Origin of the sequence: Antarctobacter sediminis (assembly GCF_019218285.1) — a bacterium.
GTDB classification, from domain to species: domain Bacteria; phylum Pseudomonadota; class Alphaproteobacteria; order Rhodobacterales; family Rhodobacteraceae; genus Antarctobacter; species Antarctobacter sediminis.
The window spans coordinates 816,409-837,291 of sequence record NZ_JAHUZG010000002.1; the positions used below are offsets into that span (position 1 = coordinate 816,409).

The 20,883-nt window shown below is 62.8% G+C and carries 23 protein-coding genes and 1 tRNA gene; 14 read left to right on the forward strand and 10 right to left on the reverse strand.

Annotated elements, in window-relative coordinates; genetic code table 11:
* Window positions 1–149 precede the first annotated feature (149 nt).
* Both KJP30_RS11850 and KJP30_RS11855 read left to right on the forward strand, forming a co-directional pair.
* A complete protein-coding gene (locus KJP30_RS11850; RefSeq protein WP_218449489.1) occupies window positions 150–644 on the forward strand; it encodes a flavin reductase family protein in 495 nt (164 codons plus the stop codon).
* A 181-nt stretch (window positions 645–825) separates the two neighbouring features.
* The gene (locus tag KJP30_RS11855) at window positions 826–2,166 is read left to right on the forward strand and encodes a cytochrome-c peroxidase (RefSeq protein WP_218449490.1); all 1,341 of its coding nucleotides are present in this window, start codon (window positions 826–828) and stop codon (window positions 2,164–2,166) included.
* Between the two features lie 442 nt (window positions 2,167–2,608).
* Here the strand turns inward: KJP30_RS11855 and KJP30_RS11860 are convergent, their stop codons facing one another.
* The 5 genes from KJP30_RS11860 to KJP30_RS11880 all read right to left on the reverse strand — a co-directional run bounded on the left by KJP30_RS11860 (window position 2,609) and on the right by KJP30_RS11880 (window position 7,052).
* Window positions 2,609–3,067: an NUDIX hydrolase gene (locus KJP30_RS11860; RefSeq protein WP_218449491.1), complete on the reverse strand. Its 459-nt coding sequence runs from the start codon at window positions 3,065–3,067 to the stop codon at window positions 2,609–2,611.
* 255 nt (window positions 3,068–3,322) lie between these two features.
* A tRNA-Arg gene (locus KJP30_RS11865) sits at window positions 3,323–3,399 on the reverse strand.
* Window positions 3,400–3,503: 104 nt separating this feature from the next.
* Complete coding sequence (locus tag KJP30_RS11870; protein ID WP_218450132.1) at window positions 3,504–4,886, reverse strand: sensor histidine kinase; 1,383 nt, start codon at window positions 4,884–4,886, stop codon at window positions 3,504–3,506.
* 13 nt (window positions 4,887–4,899) lie between these two features.
* Window positions 4,900–6,318 (reverse strand): dihydrolipoyl dehydrogenase family protein, encoded by a 1,419-nt coding sequence (locus KJP30_RS11875; protein WP_218449492.1) that lies wholly within the window; start codon window positions 6,316–6,318, stop codon window positions 4,900–4,902.
* A 2-nt stretch (window positions 6,319–6,320) separates the two neighbouring features.
* Window positions 6,321–7,052 carry a TVP38/TMEM64 family protein gene (locus tag KJP30_RS11880; protein ID WP_218449493.1) on the reverse strand — a complete coding sequence of 244 codons (732 nt, stop codon included), beginning with the start codon at window positions 7,050–7,052 and terminating at the stop codon, window positions 6,321–6,323.
* Window positions 7,053–7,463: 411 nt separating this feature from the next.
* Between KJP30_RS11880 and rpmH the strand changes: the two genes are divergently transcribed.
* The 12 genes from rpmH (at window position 7,464) to KJP30_RS11940 (ending at window position 16,862) form a co-directional block, all read left to right on the forward strand.
* Window positions 7,464–7,598: a 50S ribosomal protein L34 gene (rpmH, locus tag KJP30_RS11885; RefSeq protein ID WP_012177012.1), complete on the forward strand. Its 135-nt coding sequence runs from the start codon at window positions 7,464–7,466 to the stop codon at window positions 7,596–7,598.
* Window positions 7,599–7,617: 19 nt separating this feature from the next.
* Window positions 7,618–8,019, forward strand: a complete 402-nt coding sequence (rnpA, locus tag KJP30_RS11890; protein ID WP_218449494.1) for a ribonuclease P protein component — start codon at window positions 7,618–7,620, stop codon at window positions 8,017–8,019.
* Complete coding sequence (yidD, locus tag KJP30_RS11895; RefSeq protein WP_218449495.1) at window positions 8,016–8,237, forward strand: membrane protein insertion efficiency factor YidD; 222 nt, start codon at window positions 8,016–8,018, stop codon at window positions 8,235–8,237. Before rnpA ends, yidD begins: the two co-directional genes overlap by 4 nt.
* A 346-nt stretch (window positions 8,238–8,583) precedes the next feature.
* On the forward strand, window positions 8,584–8,817 hold the full coding sequence (locus KJP30_RS11900; RefSeq protein ID WP_218449496.1) for a hypothetical protein: 234 nt from the start codon (window positions 8,584–8,586) through the stop codon (window positions 8,815–8,817).
* A 58-nt stretch (window positions 8,818–8,875) separates the two neighbouring features.
* The gene (ttcA, locus tag KJP30_RS11905; protein ID WP_218449497.1) at window positions 8,876–9,739 is read left to right on the forward strand and encodes a tRNA 2-thiocytidine(32) synthetase TtcA; all 864 of its coding nucleotides are present in this window, start codon (window positions 8,876–8,878) and stop codon (window positions 9,737–9,739) included.
* Between the two features lie 56 nt (window positions 9,740–9,795).
* On the forward strand, window positions 9,796–11,340 hold the full coding sequence (locus KJP30_RS11910) for a putative bifunctional diguanylate cyclase/phosphodiesterase (protein ID WP_218449498.1): 1,545 nt from the start codon (window positions 9,796–9,798) through the stop codon (window positions 11,338–11,340).
* A 171-nt stretch (window positions 11,341–11,511) separates the two neighbouring features.
* Window positions 11,512–13,341 (forward strand): membrane protein insertase YidC, encoded by a 1,830-nt coding sequence (yidC, locus tag KJP30_RS11915; RefSeq protein ID WP_218449499.1) that lies wholly within the window; start codon window positions 11,512–11,514, stop codon window positions 13,339–13,341.
* On the forward strand, window positions 13,338–14,081 hold the full coding sequence (locus KJP30_RS11920) for an MOSC domain-containing protein (RefSeq protein WP_218449500.1): 744 nt from the start codon (window positions 13,338–13,340) through the stop codon (window positions 14,079–14,081). The genes yidC and KJP30_RS11920 overlap by 4 nt, the downstream gene beginning before the upstream one ends.
* Window positions 14,081–14,731: a ribosome biogenesis GTP-binding protein YihA/YsxC gene (gene yihA, locus KJP30_RS11925; protein WP_218449501.1), complete on the forward strand. Its 651-nt coding sequence runs from the start codon at window positions 14,081–14,083 to the stop codon at window positions 14,729–14,731. The genes KJP30_RS11920 and yihA overlap by 1 nt, the downstream gene beginning before the upstream one ends.
* A 93-nt stretch (window positions 14,732–14,824) precedes the next feature.
* Entirely contained in the window at window positions 14,825–15,712 is an 888-nt protein-coding gene (gene argB, locus KJP30_RS11930) for an acetylglutamate kinase (RefSeq protein WP_218449502.1), read from the forward strand.
* Window positions 15,709–16,377, forward strand: coding sequence for a ferredoxin (locus KJP30_RS11935; RefSeq protein WP_218449503.1), 669 nt, complete (start codon window positions 15,709–15,711; stop codon window positions 16,375–16,377). The genes argB and KJP30_RS11935 overlap by 4 nt, the downstream gene beginning before the upstream one ends.
* On the forward strand, window positions 16,374–16,862 hold the full coding sequence (locus KJP30_RS11940; protein WP_218449504.1) for a SixA phosphatase family protein: 489 nt from the start codon (window positions 16,374–16,376) through the stop codon (window positions 16,860–16,862). The genes KJP30_RS11935 and KJP30_RS11940 overlap by 4 nt, the downstream gene beginning before the upstream one ends.
* 16 nt (window positions 16,863–16,878) lie before the next feature.
* Here KJP30_RS11940 and KJP30_RS11945 read toward each other — a convergent pair whose 3' ends face one another.
* The 5 genes from KJP30_RS11945 to crcB all read right to left on the reverse strand — a co-directional run bounded on the left by KJP30_RS11945 (window position 16,879) and on the right by crcB (window position 20,863).
* A complete protein-coding gene (locus KJP30_RS11945) occupies window positions 16,879–17,892 on the reverse strand; it encodes an amino acid ABC transporter substrate-binding protein (protein WP_218449505.1) in 1,014 nt (337 codons plus the stop codon).
* 178 nt (window positions 17,893–18,070) lie between these two features.
* Window positions 18,071–18,781 carry an ATP12 family chaperone protein gene (locus KJP30_RS11950; RefSeq protein WP_218449506.1) on the reverse strand — a complete coding sequence of 237 codons (711 nt, stop codon included), beginning with the start codon at window positions 18,779–18,781 and terminating at the stop codon, window positions 18,071–18,073.
* A complete protein-coding gene (locus KJP30_RS11955) occupies window positions 18,778–19,452 on the reverse strand; it encodes an HAD-IA family hydrolase (protein ID WP_218449507.1) in 675 nt (224 codons plus the stop codon). Before KJP30_RS11955 ends, KJP30_RS11950 begins: the two co-directional genes overlap by 4 nt.
* The gene (locus tag KJP30_RS11960; protein ID WP_218449508.1) at window positions 19,449–20,492 is read right to left on the reverse strand and encodes an RluA family pseudouridine synthase; all 1,044 of its coding nucleotides are present in this window, start codon (window positions 20,490–20,492) and stop codon (window positions 19,449–19,451) included. Before KJP30_RS11960 ends, KJP30_RS11955 begins: the two co-directional genes overlap by 4 nt.
* Window positions 20,489–20,863, reverse strand: coding sequence for a fluoride efflux transporter CrcB (gene crcB, locus KJP30_RS11965; RefSeq protein ID WP_218449509.1), 375 nt, complete (start codon window positions 20,861–20,863; stop codon window positions 20,489–20,491). The genes KJP30_RS11960 and crcB overlap by 4 nt, the downstream gene beginning before the upstream one ends.
* Window positions 20,864–20,883: the final 20 nt, after the last annotated feature.

Here is a 20,883-nt window from a genome sequence, read left to right on the forward strand (position 1 = left end):
ACATAAATGTGGCGACCACTTTGGCGAAGACAGTCGCCTCAGCGGCGGCGCGCGTTAAGTCAGGAACACGCTGGACCACGGGCGCTGCATCGCTGATGTTGCGGACGCGGCCCGCCGCACGACCACCGACGAAGGATGACAGGCACGCAATGACCGACAGCTTCGATCCCTCCCAGACCGACAGCCATGCCTTTCGCGACGCCCTTGGCCGGTTCGGCACCGGGGTGACGGTGATCACCTGCGCCACACCCACCGGCCCTCTGGGCATCACCGCCAACAGCTTTTCCTCGGTCTCGCTTGATCCGCCGCTGGTGCTGTGGTCACCAGCCAAATCGTCGTCGCGCTATCCCTTTTTCATGGCCGCCCAGCGCTTTGCCATTCATGTCATGGGCGCCGAACAGTTTGATCTGTGCCGGGGGTTCGCACGCAGCGGCGATGCTTTCTCTGAAACCGACTGGCGGACAAGCGCGCAGGGCGTGCCGCTGATTGACGGCTGCCTGGCCCTTTTCGAATGCCTCCAGGTTGCCGCTCATGACGCCGGAGATCACTCCATCCTCGTTGGACAGGTCGAACGGGCCGCGGCGCGCGACGGCGCGCCACTGCTGTTCCAAGGGGGACGTTACGGCAGCTTTGCCGCCTCCTGACCCGCGATACCACCTCAAAACATAGCCCGAGAGCATTTCCCGCGCCGGAAACCTTTTGTTTTTCCTTCAAAAATTCCCGTTGGAAAATTGCGAACTTTCCGAAGCCTTGCCAAGAAGCACTCGATTGCTCACACTTTTGTTATCGGCTGTGATTTACGGCATTTCAAAAAACGGGTTCGGCATGTTTCGCAAATTATTCCCGCACACCGCACGTCTTTCGGCACCGGCGACCCTGGCCGCCGCACTTGCAGCCGCCGCGCCCCCTGCTTTTGCAGACATGATCGACCCGCAGGATTTCCTCCAGTTCGATCAACAGCAGGCCCAGCTTGGCCGCCTACTGTTTTATGACAAACTGCTGTCCGGAAATCAGAACATCAGCTGCGCCACCTGCCATCACCATTCGCTGCACGGGGCCGATGGCATCAGTCTGGGCATTGGCGAAGGGGGTGCGGGCCTGGGCACCGAACGCACGCCCGGCGACGGAACCGCCCGGATCGAGGCGCGCGTACCACGCAACGCCCCTGCCTTGTGGAACCTTGGCCACCGCGAGGTGCGCGAACTGTTCCATGACGGTCGCGTCGAACGGATCGGCGCCGGCTACGTGGCCTTCAAGACGCCCGCCAAGGAATACACTCCCGCCGGATTGAACTCACTGCTGGCAGCGCAGGCCCTGTTCCCCGTCAGCTCGGCCGTCGAAATGGCCGGACACCCGGACGAAAACCCCGTCAGCGCTGCATTTGCCGAACGGATCGACCTTGGCTGGGCGATACTGGCCGACCGCGTGCGCGACGTACCCGAGTACGAAGCCCTCTTTATCGACGCCTTCCCCGAAGTGCGCGACGGCGGTGACATCACCATTGTTCAGATCGCCAATGCCATCGCCGCCTTCATCGGGACCGAATGGCAAAGCCATGACAGCCCCTACGACAAATGGCTGAGTGACGGCACGCCGATGCCACCCATGGCCGAACGTGGTCGCCAGCTTTTCTTTGGCGAGGCGGGCTGCTCTGGCTGCCACAACGGGCCGCGCTTTACCGATCAGGCGTTTTATGCGGTCGGCGTCCCACAATTTGGCCCCGGGCGACCCTTTGGCGATGACACCATGCCCCATGACCTTGGCCGAATGGAAACCACACGCAACCCCGACGACGCCTACAAGTTCCGCACGCCAAGCCTGCGCAACGTGGCCCTGACAGCCCCCTATGGCCACAACGGCGCATATCCCACCCTGCGCGACATGATCCGCCACATGTGCGACCCGCTGACCGCACGCAGCGAATGGACGCCGGGCATGGCGCGCCTCCCGGATGTTTCATGGCTGAACGATGGTGACTTCACGCTTGTGTCCGACCCATTGGAAACCGCACAGCAGATCTCGTACCTCGACATCTCACCGGTGCAGATGGTTGATGCCGATATCGACGCGCTCGAAGCGTTTCTGAACGCCCTGACTGGCGAAACAGCTGAAAAGCGCCCCATGGGCCGCCCCGATGCGGTGCCAAGCGGCTTGCCGGTCGACTAGAACGCGCAGCAACCTTCCAAGCCTTCGCGCGTCGACTCGACGCGCCACTGGTTGGCAAAAGTTTGCAATTCGAAATGACCCGGGTGCTGGATCTGGATGGCATAAACACCGTCCGCGGATTGCGGGTAATCGTGATTGAAGCCATGTTTTTTTTGCATGAACACGCGAAACCTCGGACTTTCACGCGGGGTGTCGGCTTGCAGCAGCCGTCAAAGGAATTCAGCGGAACCTGCGTGTATTCCGTGCAATAGCCAAAATCCTCACCATCGACCTCCTTCAGCACCCTCTGAAGGAAATGATGGCCATAGCGCGGCCGACGTTCTGAACATCCAACAACGCGCTGATACCGCCGGGGTTTCAACAACAGTCCCGCCTATGGCAGGCGATCCGAGGTGAATCCCACCGCAAAGCAGCCTTGCCAACGATCGTCGACAGAGTTCCGTCAGGCTTCGTCGATCAGATCACGAATGGCGGGGATTTTGTGCGGTTTGCTGCGCAGGCTCAACAGCAACTCGGCAAGTTCGGGTTCATTCACCCGCTTGGCGGCAGCCTCGGGCTTGAACCACTTGCGCTTGCGCTCTTTCCGCTCCTTCCAATCCCGCAAGAGCTTGTCCACGAACATCGGGTAGACCTCGACAAGGCAAGGCACGACGTTGCCGTCGTCCAGCACCTTGCCATAGCAATAGCTGCCGATCATCGCACTGCCGATGCGGCCCTTGGCACCGGCCTCTTCCAGCGCCTCGATCTCGGCCGCGCGCCATGGCTTCTTGCCATCCATCTGCCAGCCTTTGGGCATGACCCAGCGCCCCGTGTCACGCGAGGTCACCATCAACACCTTGACCTGATCCTTGGCATCCCTGCGCATGGGCAGGGCGGCTATCTGTGCGCCCCGTTCCGACACGAAACCCCCTTTAGAAACAACCGATCGTCTCCGCGCGCAAAGCGCATAGCTCTATTAATTCCAATCAATCTTGCCCCGATCTTCTCAGATTTTCCGAGAGGACGCCAGAAAGGCCCGGAGCCGCGCAGAGAACTGCCGCTAAATTGATCGCCAGCCACCCGCGTTCCTCCCCGACCGCACGCAACAAAAAACACGCCCGAGGGCGTGTCATTTATCGGCATCTTGTCCGGAAAATCCTGCCCTACCGGGTGGTAGTGGCGGACCGAGGAGGATTCGAACCCCCGACCCCTTGATTCGTAGTCAAGTACTCTATCCAGCTGAGCTATCGGTCCGTGAGGGCTGCGTTTACCCCCCACTCCGGGGCTTGGCAAGGGCCTTTCCAAAGTTTTTCGCCTCAAACCCAAACTCTTTGCACCAAAGACCGGATGACCAAGCGTCACCCGACCCCACCCATCGGCAGGCGGATTTCGAAACAGGTGCCGCCTTCGTCTGACCGGGCCAGCTTGACCGTGCCGCCATGGCCGCGGATCAATTCCATCACGATGGCCAACCCCAAACCGGAGCCGCCTTTTCGAACACCCCCCTGAAAGGCTTGGAACAGGTGTTCGCGCGCCTTGGGCGGCAGCCCCGGGCCGGTATCCGTCACCGTGATCACCCAATCCGCCTCATCAGAGCGCGCGGCCACGCTGATTTCGCCGGGCTGGCCGGTGGCAACGATGGCCTGCCGCGCATTGCGGATCATGTTGGACAAGGCGCGATAGATCTGCTCCGGGTCGCCGCGCACCATCAATCCAACCGGAATATCTTCGGAAAGCGAGACATCCGCCTCTCCGATCGCAAGGCGCTCGGCCTCCAGCACCTCGCCGGTCAGTTCGGCAAGATTGAACAGCATCAGCCGCGGAGCGGGTTCCTCGGCCCGGCCAAAGGCCAGCGTGCTTTCACAAAGCGAAATCGCCCGCGTGATCGAATTCACCAGTTTGGGGGCCATGCGCTGAACAGCCGGATCCTCGGACATCTCGATCCGGTCGGTGAACAACTGCGCCGAAGTCAGGATATTACGCAGATCGTGACTGACCCGCGCAACAGCGCCACCCAACTGCGCCAGGCGCTCCTTCTGTCGCAACGCCTGCGTCAGCTGGGATTGCAGCGATTGAAGCGATTCCTCGGCCTCGCGCAACTCTCGGACGGTGGCCATGGGCTGAATGATCCGCCGCGCGTCCTCGGGGGCCGCGGCGTAGTCACGGATATGGCCAACGACACCCTTGATCGGTTTCACCAGCAACTTGCGCACGGCGAGGAACAACAGACCCGCCGTGATGATCGAGATCGCCGCCGACAACAGCAGGATCCGCACACCATAATCCAGCATCGCCGCGCGCAGCGGTCCGCTGTCCATTGTGACCTCGATCAGTTCGCCGCCATCGCGCAGCGGATTGCCCATCACCCGGATCACCTGCGGCTCGGCATCGACAAGACAGGCGATTGCGTCCCGCATGAGCGTCACCGCCGGGGCGTCGCGCAGATCGAAGGTTTGCGACACCTCGCCTGGCACTTCGGACGACAGCATCAACTGGCGGATCTGGTCACGTTGCAGCACGATGTTGAAGACACCGGCATTTTCCAGCAGCTCACGCTCCAGCTCCGGCTCGATCATGTCGTCCGCCAGCAGCGCCAGCGAGGCGATCTGCGCCCGTTCCAGCCGGGCCAGCAGGTAATCCTCGCGGAACCGCGCCACCGAGGGCACAAAGATCAGCACTTCGGCGACCATGACAAAGATCACGGTCAGGATCAGGAAACGTCCGGAAAGCGAGTTCAGAATGCGCATTTCTCTCTCAGGGAAGCCAGCGCTGCACCAGCCGTACCACTCTTTTCACCATGTCGCTCTCAAAGAGCTTCGGTGAGAAATAGGCCCCCGCGACCCGTTTGTTAATCTCCCCGATGGTCGGATAGGGCGAAACCATGGCGGAAACCGCGCTCATCTTCAGCTTGTTGGCGATCACAAGGGACCAAAGGTTCGCCAGTTCCCCCGCCTGATGACCCACGATGGTCACGCCCACCGGTCGGCCCTTGACCACCATCGCCTTGATGAAACCGCGCGTCTTGCGCTCGGCAATCAGCCGGTCGTTGTGGTGAAAGTCAAAGCGGGCAACCTCGACCTTGTCGCCATGCGCCGCGCGCGCTTGCGCCTCGGTCAGGCCGACCTGCGCCAGTTCCGGTTGGGTATAGGTAGCCCAGGGAATATGGGCCTGGCTCACCTTGGCGGGCAGGCCCAGCACGGCCGATCGCACCACGATCCCGGCGTGATACCCGGCCACATGGGTGAATTGCAGTCCGCCCGCCACATCGCCGATGGCATAGACGCGCCGGTTCGAGGTCTTCAGATTGTCGTCCACCTTGATGCCGCTGCGGGTCGTCTCGATCCCGGCGGCATCAAGGTTCAATTTGTCGGTATTGGTCTTGCGTCCGACCGCGACCAGCAGATGAGAGCCCCTGAAAACGCGCCCGTCCTTGGCCTCGACCTCGATGCCACCATCGACGTCCCGGATCTCGGCGGCCAACGCCTCCTCGGCAATCTCGATCCCCTCGGCCCGCAGGTGTTCCAGCACCAGTGCGGCGGCCTCCGGGTCATCCTTGCCCAGCGCCTTGGCCCCTTCGATCACCGTCACCTGCGATCCCAGCCGCCGATGCGCCTGTGCCATCTCCATCCCGATGGGGCCACCGCCGATGATCAGCAGATGCTCGGGCTGTTCGCGCAACTCCCACAGGGTTTCATTGGTCAGATAGGGCACCGCGTCCAGCCCCGGGATCGGCGGCACCAGCGGCGATGATCCGGTGGCGATGACGATCCGCCGCGCCGTGATGCGATACTCTCCGGCCTCGACCTCGTGATCCGAAACAAAGCGCCCGTATTCGCGGATCACCCGCACGCCGAAACCTTCGAACCGCTCTTGACTGTCCACCGGCTCGATCTGCGAAATCACATCGGCCACGTGATCTTTGGCGGCGGCGTAATCCACCTGCGGCACCACGTCGGACACCCCGTAGACCGAGGCATGTTGCATTCCGTAAGCGACCTTGCCCGAGGCAATCAGCGCCTTGGACGGGACACAGCCATAGTTCAGACAGTCGCCGCCCATCTTATGACCTTCCAGCAGGATCACGTCGGCCCCCATCTGGCTGGCCCCCGCCGCCACGGATAACCCCCCGGAGCCTGCACCGATGATCAGGATGTCGCAGTTCAGCTTTTCCATGGTCACAGGCCTTTCTTGCCGCGCAGGGATTTCAGAAGGATCGGCAGCGCCGACAGCGCGGCAAGACCAAGGATCGGCAGGATCACATGCGGCGCAAAGATGATGCCCAGGTCCGGGGTTTCGCCGCGGGCAAAAACCTCGCCCAGCCCCGCGCCGACCGAAGTATAGACCACCGCGCCCGGGATGATGCCAAGGAAGGTCGAAATCACGTAGCGATGCACCGGCACCTCAAGAAAGGCGGGCACAAGGTTGGCGACAAAGAAGGGCACCGCCGGGACCAGCCGGATCAGGAACAGCATCGACCACTGGTTTTCGTCGATCCCGTCCTTGATCTTTTTGACCATCCCTTGCGAGTTTTCCAGCTTGGCCCCCAGCCCGGCCCCCAGCCCCCAACGCGCGGCAAGGAAGATGCCGGTGGCCCCCAAGGTTGCCGCGGTCACATTGAACAGCGCGCCCGGAAAGGTCGCAAAGAGAAAGCCACCGGTCAGCGTCGCAATTGTTGCGCCCGGCAGCGAAAAGGCCACGATGATGATATAGGCCACCATGAACACCGCCAGCGTCAGCCCATAGTTCGCGTCCCGAAAGGCCAGCAGCGCCTCGCGATTTTCGGTCAGCGTCTGAAAGCTGAGGTAATCGCGCAGCGTGAAAAAGCCGATGATCGCGCCGATGAGAATCGCGATCAGGGGCAAATGGCGTTTTATTCCGGGTTGGGGCGTGTGGGTCATGTCGCTCATGGGTTGGGGGGCCTGTGTGATGTTGCGGCGGTATGCAGGATAGATGCCCTTCATTCCCGCGCCGAAACAGCCGCCTCACGCCCGCTTGATCTGACTTGTGCCCCAGCGTGAGAAATCGCCGCGCGAAAGGCCAGAGTGAAACATTTTCCGCGTCAGGCTGACCTGTCTTTGTTGCAAAACCGACGGGCACACAGGGGCCGAAAGCGATTTGAGCAGACCTGACAAAGATAAAGAAACCGCGTAGACAGTCGGGGGCGAGCGTCCGACAGACCGACGCAACGGATTCCGCCCGGCCTTGCGGCGAAAAAAACATGACATCCGTTTGACAGATCTCCCACGCCCCCCTATAGGCAGGGCTTCGAATTTCCTGTCCCCGAGTCGACTCGCGGGCATTGAACCGGAGTAGCCGCGATGAAACGTACTTTTCAGCCGTCGAACCTCGTCCGCAAGCGTCGCCACGGGTTCCGCGCCCGTATGGCCACCAAAGCGGGCCGCAAGATCCTCAACGCGCGCCGCGCTCGCGGCCGCAAGAGCCTGAGCGCCTGATATACCGCCTTTTGCGGGTATGACGAAGCACGCCAAGACAGCCGCCCCGGACAGGCCCGAGGCGGCTTCTTTGCCATTGACGGTCCTGTCGAAACGCGCGGATTTCCTGCGCGCCGCTCGCGCCCGCCGCGCCCCTTGCGAAGGATTCCTTCTGCAAGCCCGGCAACGTGGCGAGGACGAGCCCAAGACAGGCATCCGGGTCGGTTTCACCTGCTCCAAGAAGGTCGGCAATGCCGTTGCCCGCAACCGCGCCAAACGCCGCCTGCGGGAAATTGCGCGCATGATCCTGCCCGAACTCGGGCAGGATGGATGGGATTATGTCCTGATCGGTCGCGCCGAGAAAACCGCGTGGCGCGATTTTGCTGCCTTGCAAAACGACCTCCGCTACGCGCTGGCCAAGGTCCACGGCGGCTGCAAGTGAGTCCGCTGGCCCATATCGTCGCCCTGCCCGTGCGCGCCTACCGGCTGTTGCTGAGCCCTTGGGTCGGGCACGGTTGCCGCTTTCACCCCACCTGTTCCGTCTACGCGCTCGAAGCGTTGGAAAAGCACGGAGCCGTCAAAGGCAGCTGGCTTGCGGCAAAACGCATCGCACGCTGCCATCCGTGGGGCGGATCCGGCATCGACAACGTGCCCGATTGACGACACCCGGCGCGGTTTTCCGCCTTTGACGGCTTTTTCCCGAGAAACCTGTATCTTTTTCGATTCCATTCCGCTACGAGCCTACCCAGAGACCCACGCAACGTAAAGGGAGGGCTGGCATGTACAATCTGACACTCTCTGCCTGTGCGGGTTCTCAAGAAGCGACCTGGGGCAATGGCTTTCGCCGATCCCTTCAGGGCTGACACCGCTTCACTTTTGGCCCCTGTCTGACGCGGGCCGTTTTCCAAACCTGAACCGCTGATCCTTTCGCCCGGCATTGCTGTGCGATCTCGGCATTCCTCTATCCTGAACAGGGGCCCGGTCGCCATGGCGCCGGGACAGTTATATGCATAGTCACACCACGATTCCGTTTCCGGACACCAATATCGACACCACCATCGCGCAACATGGCGCGCTCAGAGTACTGGCCGCCGCGGCTGTCGCGCTGTTTCGGGCGCCGACATTGCGGCCTCCGCCCACTCCGACCGATGCGCTGAGCGACCACCTGCGGCGGGATGTCGGCCTGCCTCCCCACACGGTCGAAGACAGGCGGGTCTTGGCGGATCCCTTCCGCTACTGACCCCATGCGCCCGGCGATAGGGCTTGCTCTGGCTGTGGCGGGGACGTATCCCCGCCACATGCTGGACGAAACCGACGAGATTCACCCCCTGTTTCACGGGGCGCCCAAGACCACCGAGTTCAAGAAACTCCGCAAACGGATCGTGCAGAACGTGCGCGAGGCCGTCGATCAGTATGGAATGATCGAGGAAGGCGCCAAGTGGCTGGTCTGTCTTTCGGGAGGCAAAGACAGCTACACGCTGCTGGCCATCCTGCACGAACTGAAATGGCGCGGGCTCCTGCCTGTCGAGCTGTTGGCCTGCAACCTCGATCAGGGGCAGCCGGGGTTCCCCTCGACCGTCTTGCCGGAATTCCTTGAGCGGATGCAGGTTCCGCACCGGATCGAGTATCAGGACACCTATTCCATCGTCACCGACAAGGTTCCGCAGGGCCGCACCTACTGCGCTCTGTGCTCGCGGCTGCGTCGCGGGAACCTGTACCGGATCGCCCGCGAAGAAGGCTGTTCCGCGGTTGTTCTGGGCCACCACCGGGACGACATTCTGGAAACCTTCTTCATGAATCTCTTCCACGGCGGACGGCTGGCAACCATGCCTCCCAAGCTGGTGAATGAAGAGGGCGATCTCTTTGTTTACCGCCCGCTCGCCCATGTGGCCGAAGCGGATTGCGAGCGATTCGCCCGCGCGATGAACTATCCGATCATTCCTTGCGACCTTTGCGGCTCGCAGGATGGCTTGCAGCGCCAGCAGGTCAAGCAAATCCTTGATGGATGGGAAAAAAATGCTCCTGGCCGACGCCAGGTCATGTTCCGGTCCCTGATGAACATCCGGCCCTCTCATATGCTGGATCCCAAACTTTTCGACTTTGCCGGTCTCATGCGTGACATGGAATCGCCCAATTCGTTGAAAAACCCGGAGCCGCGTTAAGAACCGAGTTACCGACGTCGCCTAGTGTCCGATCCATGAAGAACAAGGATACGGGCATGTTGGCGTCACTTCGCACGCTTCCGGCCACGCTGCGCACGGGTCTGCGGCGGGGGCTGTTGGGACCACAGGCACTGGCTTTTCTTCCGGCGGCGGCGCTTGCCGCCTTCTGGTTGGGCGGCGAACCTCTTTTGCTGGTTGTGGCGCTTGGTATGCCGGGTCTGTTTCTGCTGGTCGGCATTCCGTGGGACGGGGGCGAACGCAGCGTCCGTACCGAACATGCCGATATCATTGACAGCATTGCCGCCGGCCGGATGGCGCAACAGGCGCTGGATCGGGCGCGGGCGGCCAATCTTGCCTCCGCCTGCCTTCTGATCGAGGTCGACGGCCTCGACCATGTGGCGCTTCAGGCGGATACGGCCACGGTGGATGCGCTGCGCGATCTCACGCTGGGTCGGCTGCGCAAGGCGCTGCGCCGCGATGATGAGGCCGTGCGCCTTGGCGAAAACCGTTTTCTGATCCTGCTTGGCCCTTCGCTGCGTCTGGACCTTGAGGCTCTTCTGCAGTTGTCGGGACGATTGCAAAATGCCGTCGAAGAACCCGCCTCTGTTGGCGATGCCATGCGCTATCTTTCTGCCTCTATCGGATTCTGCGGCAGCCTGCGGCTGGCGAATGAGGCTGCGGGTAAACAACTGCTGGAGGCGGCGCATGTCGCGCTGGAAGAGGCCAAGGCCAACGGTCCCTCGGCAATCCGCGCATGGTCGGAAAACATGCGACAAGCGCATATCGAGCAAACCTCCCTCCGCAACGAAGTCGACCGCGCCTTGTCCAATGGCCAGATCCAGCCGTGGTTTCAGCCGCAGATCTGTACCTCGACCGGGGCAATCAGCGGGGTCGAGGCTTTGGCCCGCTGGATTCACCCGGAACGCGGCATCGTGCCCCCGGCGCAATTCCTCCGCGTCCTCGAAGATGCCGGGCGGATGGATCACCTGAGCGAGGTCATCCTTCAGCACTCGCTGACGGCGCTGCGGAGTTGGGATCAGGCCGGGATCGACATTCCCCGCGTCAGCGTGAACTTCTCAGACCCCGAATTGCGCGACCCGCGACTTGTCGACCGCATTCAATGGGAACTGGACCGCTTTGGCCTGACGGCCGAGCGGCTGGGCATCGAGGTTCTGGAAACGGTGATCGCAGGCGCTCCGGAAGGGATTGTCGCCCGCAATATCGTCGAGCTGGGCAAGATCGGTTGCCATATCGACCTTGATGACTTTGGCACCGGCCATGCGTCGATTACTTCGCTGCGCCGCTTCAAGGTGCATCGGCTCAAGATCGACCGCAGCTTTGTCACCCGTATTGACCGTGACGAGGAACAGCACCGGATGCTGGCGGCCGTGCTTGGCCTTGCGGACCGCCTTGGCTTGGAAACGCTGGCGGAAGGTGTCGAAAGCGTCGGAGAACACGCTTTGCTGGCCCAACTGGGATGCGACCACGTGCAGGGCTTTGGCATTGCCCGCCCGATGCCGGCGGACAAGCTGATCAAATGGGCGCATGACCACGCCGACCGGATTGCCGACGCGCAAAAGCTGGGCCGCAGTTCCGGCTGAGTTCTGCGCCCCGGCGAGAGTTATCAAATCTGGGTGAAACCTCTCCACCTTGGCCCGAAAGGGCCGGCACCCATGTGCCACACCGTCCCTGCCACTTGGATTCCGCTTGACCTTTGCAGCGCGGAACGTTTGAACCCAGCGGTGACTTTCAAAGGATAGGTGGCCGGCCTCATGGACGATCAGAACAAGAACCTGCTTCTCGCGACGGCGCTCAGCATGGTCGTGATCCTTGTATGGTTCCTCTTGTTTCCCCCGCCAGACCCGGCAGAGGATCCCAATGCCCCGGTTGCAGCCGAGACGGGCGCCCCGGTTGCGCCCGATGGCGTGGCCAGCGCCCCCCGCGCGGCCGATCCGGTCGGCGGTGCCCCGGTCCCGGGCGCTGCGCCCGCGGCAGACGCCGCAGAGGCGCCGCGCCTGCCGCTGGACAGCGCGCGGCTTGAAGGTTCGATCTCTCTGACCGGCGGCCGCATCGACGACCTCCGGCTCAAGGACTACCATGTCGAACTGTCCGAAGAGTCCCCGATCGTTCAGTTGCTTGACCCGGTCAGCAGCACGAACCCCTACTACGCGCTCTTTGGTTGGGCACCGGGCAACGGTCTGGCCCTTGCCGATGTGCCCGGCGCGAACACCGCATGGACCGTCGAATCCGGCGAAACGCTGACCCCCGACAATCCCGTGACCCTGCTGTGGGAAAGCCCGGCTGGTCTTGTGTTCCGCCGCACCATCTCGGTTGACGAGGATTTCATGTTCTCGGTCACCCAGTCGGTTGAGAACACCGGTGACAAGACTGTTTCGTTGGCACCCTACGGCGTTCTGGCCCGCCATGGCGAACCGGATGACCTGAAAAACTTTTTCGTGCTCTTCGAAGGCGCGCTCCAGATGTCCGATGGCATCCTTGAGCAGACCAAATATTCGAACATGCCCGACCTTGATGTTGTCCCCTCCGAAGGCACGCAAGCCACGGTCGAACGGGTGCAAGAGGCGGGCTGGATCGGCTTCACCGATCACTACTGGATGGCGACGCTGATCCCCGACAGCGGCACGCCGTTCAAATCGGTCGTCAAATACGACGCACGGCGCGACATCTATCAGACCGAGGCCGTGCTGCCGACCATCGAACTGGCGCCCGGCACCACGCAGGAAGTCAGCAGCAAGCTTTTTGCCGGTGCCAAGGAATGGGAAACCATCCGCGAATACCAGAAAGCCGGCATCGACCGCTTCCTCGACTCGATCGACTGGGGCTGGTTCTTTTTCCTGACCAAGCCGATGTTCGCGGTTCTGCACTGGCTGAACCTTTATATCGGCAACATGGGTCTGGCGATCATCGGTCTGACCATCCTGCTCAAGGCAGTTCTCTTCCCGCTGGCGTATAAATCCTACGCCTCGATGGCGAAGATGAAGGAATTGCAGCCCGAGATGGAGAAGCTGAAAGAGCGCGCGGGCGACGACCGCGAAAAGCTCCAGAAAGAAATGATGGCGCTCTACAAGAAGGAAAAGGTAAACCCGGCCGCCGGCTGTTTGCCGATCCTTCTTCAGATCCCGATCTTCTTCAGCCTGTACAAGGTGATCTTCGTCACGCTGGAACTGCGCCACGCCAATTTCTTTGGCCCGTTCAACGACCTCTCGGCGCCTGATCCGACCTCGATCTTCAACCTGTTCGGCCTGCTGCCCTGGGCATCGCCCGATCCGCAGTCGATTCTGGCGCTGATCTTCATCGGCATCCTGCCGCTGTTGCTGGGGATCTCGATGTGGCTTCAGCAAAAGCTGAACCCGGCACCCGCCGATCCGACACAGCAGATGATCTTTGCGTGGATGCCTTGGGTTTTCATGTTCATGCTGGGCGGATTTGCCAGCGGGCTTGTGGTCTACTGGATCACCAACAACGTGATCACCTTCATCCAGCAGTACCTGATCATGCGCAGTCATGGCTACACGCCGGATATCCTTGGCAACATCAAGGCCGGGGTCAAAAAGAAGGGCAAGGAGCAGGATAGCAAATGACCCGCTCTCTGACCGCGATCTGGCGCTTTCCGATCAAGAGCCACGGCCGGGAAGAGCTGGACGCGGTCAGCCTTGTCACGGGCCAGTCCCTGCCATGGGACCGTCAATGGGCCGTGGCGCACGACCAGTCCGATGCCGACGGATCGAAATGGGTGTCTTGCAACCATTTCTCACGTGGCTCCAAGGCCCCGGCGCTTGCCGCGATCACCGCCCGGCTGGATGAGACGTCTGGCACCGTCACGCTGTCCCACCCGGACCGGGATGACCTGACGCTGAACCCCGATGCCGAAGGGGACAGACTGGTGGCATGGGCCGGAGGCTTTATCCCGGAGAACCGCGCGCCCTCTGCGCGGGTGATCCGGGGCCGGACCCAAGGCTTTACCGACAGCGACTTTCCCTCGATTACCCTGTGCAACCTGTCGTCTCACAGGGCCGTGGAACAACGGCTGGGCTATGCCCTGTCGATTCACCGTTGGCGCGGCAACCTGTGGTTCGATGGCGGCGCCCCCTGGGAAGAGTTCGACTGGATCGACCGTGAGGTTCAGATTGGCGAGGCCGTGCTGATCCCCCGCGAACGGACCGACCGTTGCCTTGCCACGCATAACAATCCCGACACCGGGCGGCGCGACCATGACGTGCTGGGCGCGCTGGATCATTGGGACCACCGCGATTTCTCGGTCCGGGCCGAGGTCGTGCGCAGCGGGCGGATTGCCCTTGGCGACCGTGTAGAGGTGCTTTGATGGAACTGACCTTTCCCTTGGCCGAAGAGCCCGATGACGCCACCCGTGAGGCGGCGCGCAAACTGTTTGTCGGCGATGTCGACTTTCTCAAAGGTGTCGTGGCCATGAACGGCCTGCCGCCGGACGACCGGGCCGAAGTCTGTTTCGCCGGTCGTTCGAACGTGGGAAAATCCAGCCTGATCAACGCACTGACCGGCCGCAAGGGGCTGGCCCGTGCGTCGAACACGCCCGGACGGACGCAGGAAATCAACTATTTCACGCTTGGGGGTGAACGCTATCTTGTCGACCTGCCGGGCTATGGTTTCGCGAATGCTCCGGTGGCCGTGGTTGCCAAGTGGCAGGCCCTGCTGAAATCCTACCTCGCGGGTCGCGTCAGCCTGCGCCGCGCCTTTGTGCTGATCGATTTCCGTCACGGCGTCAAACCCGTCGACGAAGAGATCATGACGCTGTTGGACCGCTCTGCGGTAACCTTTCAGGCGGTGCTGACAAAGGCCGACAAGGTCAAGGACAAGGACCAGGAAAAGATCCTGGCCCAGGTGCGCGAAAAGCTGTCCAAGCACCCCGCCGCCTATCCCGAGATCGTGGTGACGAGCAGCGAAAAAGGCGATGGCATCGCGTCGCTGCGCGCGATCATCGCCGGGCTGGACTGACCCCCGGTCCGCGCCCACTCGCGCCCGCGACCTCTGGCCTTCTTCACGCCAAGCGGGCATGCTGCGGCCTGTCAGCCGCGCGAAAGACCCGAGATGAGACGACAGAACATGAACAGAGACTGGATTGCCACCGCCCGGACCCTCTCCGAGGCCCTGCCCTACCTGCAGCGCTATACCGGGGCCGTCGTGGTGGTGAAATTCGGCGGCAACGCCATGGGCGACGATGAGGAAATGGCGAATTTCGCCCGAGACATCGTTCTCATGCGGCAGGTCGGTGTGAACCCGGTTGTCGTGCATGGCGGCGGCCCGATGATCAACGACATGCTCAAACGGCTGAACATCGAAAGCACCTTTGTCCGCGGCAAACGCGTGACCGACAAGGCCACCGTGGAAGTTGTGGAAATGGTGCTGACCGGGCTTGTGAACAAACGGATCGTGCAGGCGATCATGGACGAAGGCGGCCGGGCGGTGGGCTTGTCCGGCAAGGACGATGACCTGATGGTCTGTGAACCTGACGATCCCGAACTGGGCTTTGTCGGGCGTCCGATCGAAATGAACGTGCAGGTGCTGCGCGATCTTTTTGCCGCCGGGATCATCCCCGTTGTGGCCCCCGTGGCCACCGGCACCGAAGCGACCGAAACCTATAACGTCAACGGCGATACGGCCGCCGGGGCAATCGCGGGCGCGTTGAAGGCTGATCGCCTGTTGCTGTTGACCGACGTTCAGGGCGTCAAGGGCACCGACGGCGAGGTCGTGACCGAACTGACCCCCGACGACGTGCGCAAGATGACATCCGAAGGGGTGATCGCGGGCGGCATGATCCCCAAGACCGAAACCGCTCTCAAGGCGATCGAGGAAGGCGTGCGTGCCGTTGTGATCATTGACGGGCGCGTTCCAAACGCTTGCCTGCTGGAACTGTTCACCGAACATGGTTCTGGGTCGATGATCCGCTCCGACCGGTTGGCCCCGCTCAAGCGATGATCCCGGACACGGTGCATGCGGCGGACCGTGCCGCGGCCCGTGTCGGGCTGCGGGTACGCGGCGCCCTGCACCCCGGCCCTGGGGACGACGCGCCGGAGGGCACCGGCACGCTTCTGCTGCTTGGTCCGGACGAACCACGGTTCTGGTCCCTGTTCAGCCGCAGCCCTGAATACACGGACAAGGCCGCCGACCCTCTGGACCGATGGTCCAAACGTGTTGTCCGCACACTGGCAGAGGATTGGGATGCCACGGCGCTGTTCCCCTCGGACGGCCCCCCCTATGCACCCTTCCTTGCCTGGGCCTTGGGAACTGGCCGGGCGTGGTCCTCGCCGGTGGGGATGCTGGTGCATGATGCGGCAGGGCTGTTTATCAGCTACCGCGCGGCTGTGGCGCTGACCGCGCGCCTTGATCTGCCTGTGACGGGCAGCGCGCCTTGCGCACCCTGCCCCCGTCCCTGCGAAACCGCCTGCCCGGTGGGCGCACTGAAACCGGGGCACCCCTATGACGTGGATCGCTGCAAGGCTCATGTCGCCTCGCCCGAAGGCGCGACGTGCCGGACAGAGGGCTGCCTGACCCGACGCGCCTGCCCGGTTGCGGTGGATTTCACCCGCCGCCCGGAACAATCGGCCTTTCACATGGACGCATTCCTGGGGGTTCCGCGATGAAACACCTGATCCTCATGCGCCATGCCAAATCCGACTGGAGCCACGATCTGCCGGACCATGACCGCCCGCTGAACAAGCGCGGTCGGCGCGCAGCCCCGGCCATCGGCGCGTGGCTGCGCGCAGGCGGACACCTGCCCGATGAGATCCTGTGTTCCACCTCTGCCCGCACGCGCGAAACGCTGACACGCCTGAACCTGCCCGCGCCCGCCCGTTTTGAGGCAGACCTGTACCATGCCGCGCCCGACACCATGCTGGACATTTTGCGCACGGCCCGCGGCGATAGCGTCATGGTGATCGGTCATAACCCCGGCATCGCGGCCTTTGCGCAGATGATGTTGGCCACGCCACCCGAACATCCGCGGTTTGCAGCCTATCCGACCTGCGCCACGCTCGTGGCCGAATTCGATATCGGGGATTGGTCCGATCTGCGCCCGCACAGTGGCCGGGCAACGTCCTTTGTCGTGCCACGGGACCTGACGGATTGATCCCGCCCCTGCGGGATCAACGGAACGGCGGGCTGTAAAGCAAGCCGCCGTTGGTCCATTGCAGGTTCAACCCCCGCGACAGACCAATCGGCGTTGTTTCCCCGATGTTGCGGGCAAAGATCTCGCCATAATTGCCGCCCGCGCGGATCGCCCGCACGGCCCAATCCGCGTCCAGCCCAAGCATCTCGCCCATGGTGCCATCCGTCCCCAGAAGGCGGGCAATTTCAGGGTTATCGGTGCTTTCGCGCATCTCGTCGATGTTGACAGAGGTCACGCCCAGTTCCTCGGCCGAGATCAGCGCGTTGAGAACCCAGCGCACCACGTCGCCCCATTCGTCGTCGCCGTGACGCACAACGGGTCCCAACGGTTCTTTGGAAATCACATCGTTCAGTAGCAGGTGATCGCCCGGCGCTTTGAAGGTCGCGCGGATGGCGGCAAGTTCGGATGCGTCGCCGGTGAAGACATCGCATTCGCCTTCAAGGTACAGTGTTTGCGCCTGCGCAGTGCTTTCCACCGGCACCGGATCATAACTGATGTTATTGCGCGCGAAGTATTCGTTCAGGTTCATCGCCGTCTTGGTGTCCGGCTGCACGCAGACCCGTTTGCCGTTCAGTTCGGTCGGCGAAGAGACACCCAGCGCCTTGGGCACCATGAACCGCTGCCCGTCGAAATAGTTGATACCCGCGAAATCGACCTTCACCCCGACATCGGTGGCAAAGCTCCAGGTCGTGTTGCGGGCCAGCACGTCCAGTTCGCCGGACAGCAACAAGGTAAACCGCGTGCGGTTCGTGGTTTCGACGAAATCAACCGCTGTGGGATCACCCAGGACCGCCGCCGCAAGAGCGCGACAGAAATCCACGTCGAACCCGGTCCACTGGTCTCGCGCATCCCGCGAGGCAAAGCCGATCAACCCTGAATTCACGCCGCAGGTCAGCACCTCGCGATCCTTGACGTCCTGCAGCGTTCCCGCCGAGGCGCCGCCGACGGCACAGGCCAGGGCGGCCGTCGCGCTTAGTAGTAACCTCAGCATTCCGTTCTCTTTCCCCGGGTTTCGCTTCCCACAAACCGGCTCACCCTGCCGGACATGACAAAAGGGGGGCGTCTTCGCCGTTCCCCCTCGCCGCTGGACCAATTTGGGCGGATTCCCGCGCAAAGGTCAAGCAAGGATGCCGCCGGGGCAGGCAAGGCCGATCCGGGGCGCATCCCAGTTAAGCGCCTGCCAAAGAATGGAAAACAGCGGCATGCAGGAACTCGCCGCGTTTTCGTTGGGCGATTTCGGCCGCTTCTTCGTCTACGCCCCATTGCTCTTCTTGCCAGACCTCGTCGATCCGCGACAGTTGCCATGCGGTCTCGGCGTCACGCTCTCCCCGGATGACGGCCAGCGCCAGAACCAGGGAACCGGACATGGACACCAGGTCGTGGAAGGCGGCAAGCGCAAATGGCGACTGCCCATGAACTTCGGCGGTCAACCGCGCAAGCGCGCCCTTGTCCTGCGGCTGGTGCATGACACCCAGCACCGGCACCAACCGCGCGCCAAAGGTGGCATCCGCCCAGTCCAGCAGCGGATCCCAGCCTGCGGTCTGCCGTTCGACCAGCCCTTCGGGATGGTCGGCGCGGTAACACAGCAAATCACTGTCGCCATAGGCCGCCAGCATGTCCGCCACCGCCGCCTGTTGCGGCGTCACCTTGTCCAGCGCGGAATTGGCCATGCGGGTAAATGGCATGGTGACCGGGTTCACCCGTTCTTCCTGCACCTCCCACTCTGCCGCGATTTCGCGCGCCAGCGCCTCGGTCGGCACCACCAGCGCGGTTTTGGCCGGAGTCTTGACGCCGCGCCCGTCCAGCGTGACGGCAAAGCCCTCTGGCCGTTCCGCCACCTCGGCGTTCTTCCAGAACCGTTTGAGCGCCCATTCGCTCATGCCATGTCTCCCAGCAAGTCTTGGATAGCCCGCTCCAGACCGGCGGCATCATCGACCACGCGCTGCGCCCCTGTCAGCGCCTCCCGCGGATGATAGCCCCAGGTCACGGCGATGCGGGCAATCCCCGCCGCCTCGGCCATTTCCATGTCGTAACTCGTATCGCCGATCATCACCGCGCGATCTGCCTCCACCCCGGCTTCGTCGACGGCGTTGAACAGCATGGCGGGGTGTGGCTTGGATGGATTTCCGTCCGCACATTGCCGCGTGACGAAACGTTTGGTCATGCCGTGGCTTTCCAGCAGCGCGGTCAGCCCGCGACGGGATTTGCCCGTGGCGATGCCCAGCAAGACATCCTCACGCGCGGACAGGCGATCCAACAGTTCGGGAATGCCCGGATACAGCGGCGATGCCTCGGGGCCACCGGTCAGCCGCAGGTTGGCATAGGCCTCTTTGTAGGCTTCGACCAGCCGGGTGCGCTGCACCGGCCCGACCTCGGGGACCAGCTTGGTAAAGGCCTGCGGCAGGGACAGGCCGACAATCGACAGGATCTCTTCGCGTGAGGGGCAGGGCAGGTTTTCCTGCCCAAAGGCCGCGCCCATCGCGCCCAGAATATCGCCCTGGCTGTCGACCAGCGTGCCGTCGACATCAAAGATCACAAGGCTCAGGTTCATTGCAGCTCCTCAAAGGGGTCGTCGGCGGCAATATCCTCGGCCCAACCCAGCGTGTCCCAGCTTTGTGCCATATGTTCGGGCAGCGGCGCGGTCAGAGCCAATGGCTTGTGGGTAAACGGGTGTTCGAACCGCATGGACCGCGCGTGCAGGTGCAGCTTGCGCGAGATCATCCCGCCCAGTTGCGCGCCCCAGCCGTCGCCAAGGTTTTCCTGCCCGGAGCCGCCGTATTTGCCATCGCCGATGATCGGGTGCCCGATCTCGGCCATATGGGCGCGCAGCTGGTGCGTGCGCCCGGTGATCGGCTCCAGCGCCACCCAGGAGGCACGGCCCGCGACCCGATACAAGGTGGCGTACAATGTGTGCGCACGTTTTGCACCTTCTGTATGCGCCATGTCGCGCGGGTGTACGCACAGCATCTTTTCGCCTTCGCCGTGGTGGCCGTGGCCCGGCGCCTTGACCAGCCCATAGCGGATCTCGCCAAGGTACGGCGTGGGCACACCTGCCACCAGCGCCCAGTAGATCTTGCGCGTCAGTTTGTGCCGGATCGCGGCGGTCAGCGCCTTGGCCGCCTCGCGCGTGCGCGCCAGAACGAGAACGCCGGACGTATCCTTGTCCAGCCGGTGTACAAGGCGCGGTTTCTCGTCATAGCCAAAGGTCAGCGCCTCGGCCAAGCCGTCGACATGACGGGTTTGCTTGCTGCCGCCCTGAGTCGCCAGCCCCGGCGGCTTGTTCAGAGCGATGATATGGTCATCTTTGTAGATCACGCAGGCGCGGATCATCTCGGCATCCTGATCCGAGACGCGGGGTTTCGGCGCGCTTTCCACCTGTCCCGGTTCCGGCAACGGCGGGATGCGCACCTGCTGGCCAACCTCCAGCCGGGTCGAGGCCTTTGCCCGCGCGCCGTCCACCCGCAATTCGCCTTTGCGGCACATCTTTTCGATGCGCCCCTGAGCGACATGCGGGAAATGCCGTTTGAACCAGCGGTCAAGCCTCTGGTCGCCGTCGCCGGGGCCGACGGTCACGGTCTGTACGCGGCTCATGTGGCAAGACTCCGTGCAATGAATAGTCCCGCGCCCAGCGCGAGGATCGACAGCAGCACCGAGGCTGCAACATACAGGCCGGCCAGAGCAAGCTCGCCGCGTTCATAGAGCGTGACCGCGTCCAGCGAGAATGCCGAGAAGGTGGTGAATCCGCCCAGCAGCCCGGTCATCAACAGTGGCGCGAACCGGTTGCCGTTGAGATGCAACAGTCCAACCACGAGGACGCCCATAAGGAAGGAACCGACGATATTCACCGTCAAAGTCCCCCATGGGAATCCCTTTCCCAGCAGGCGAGCGGTGGCAATGCCTGTCATGTAGCGGGCCGACGCGCCAATGGCGCCGCCCAGCGCGACCTGAAGAATGGGTGTCATGCGCGCGGACATGGCGGCGC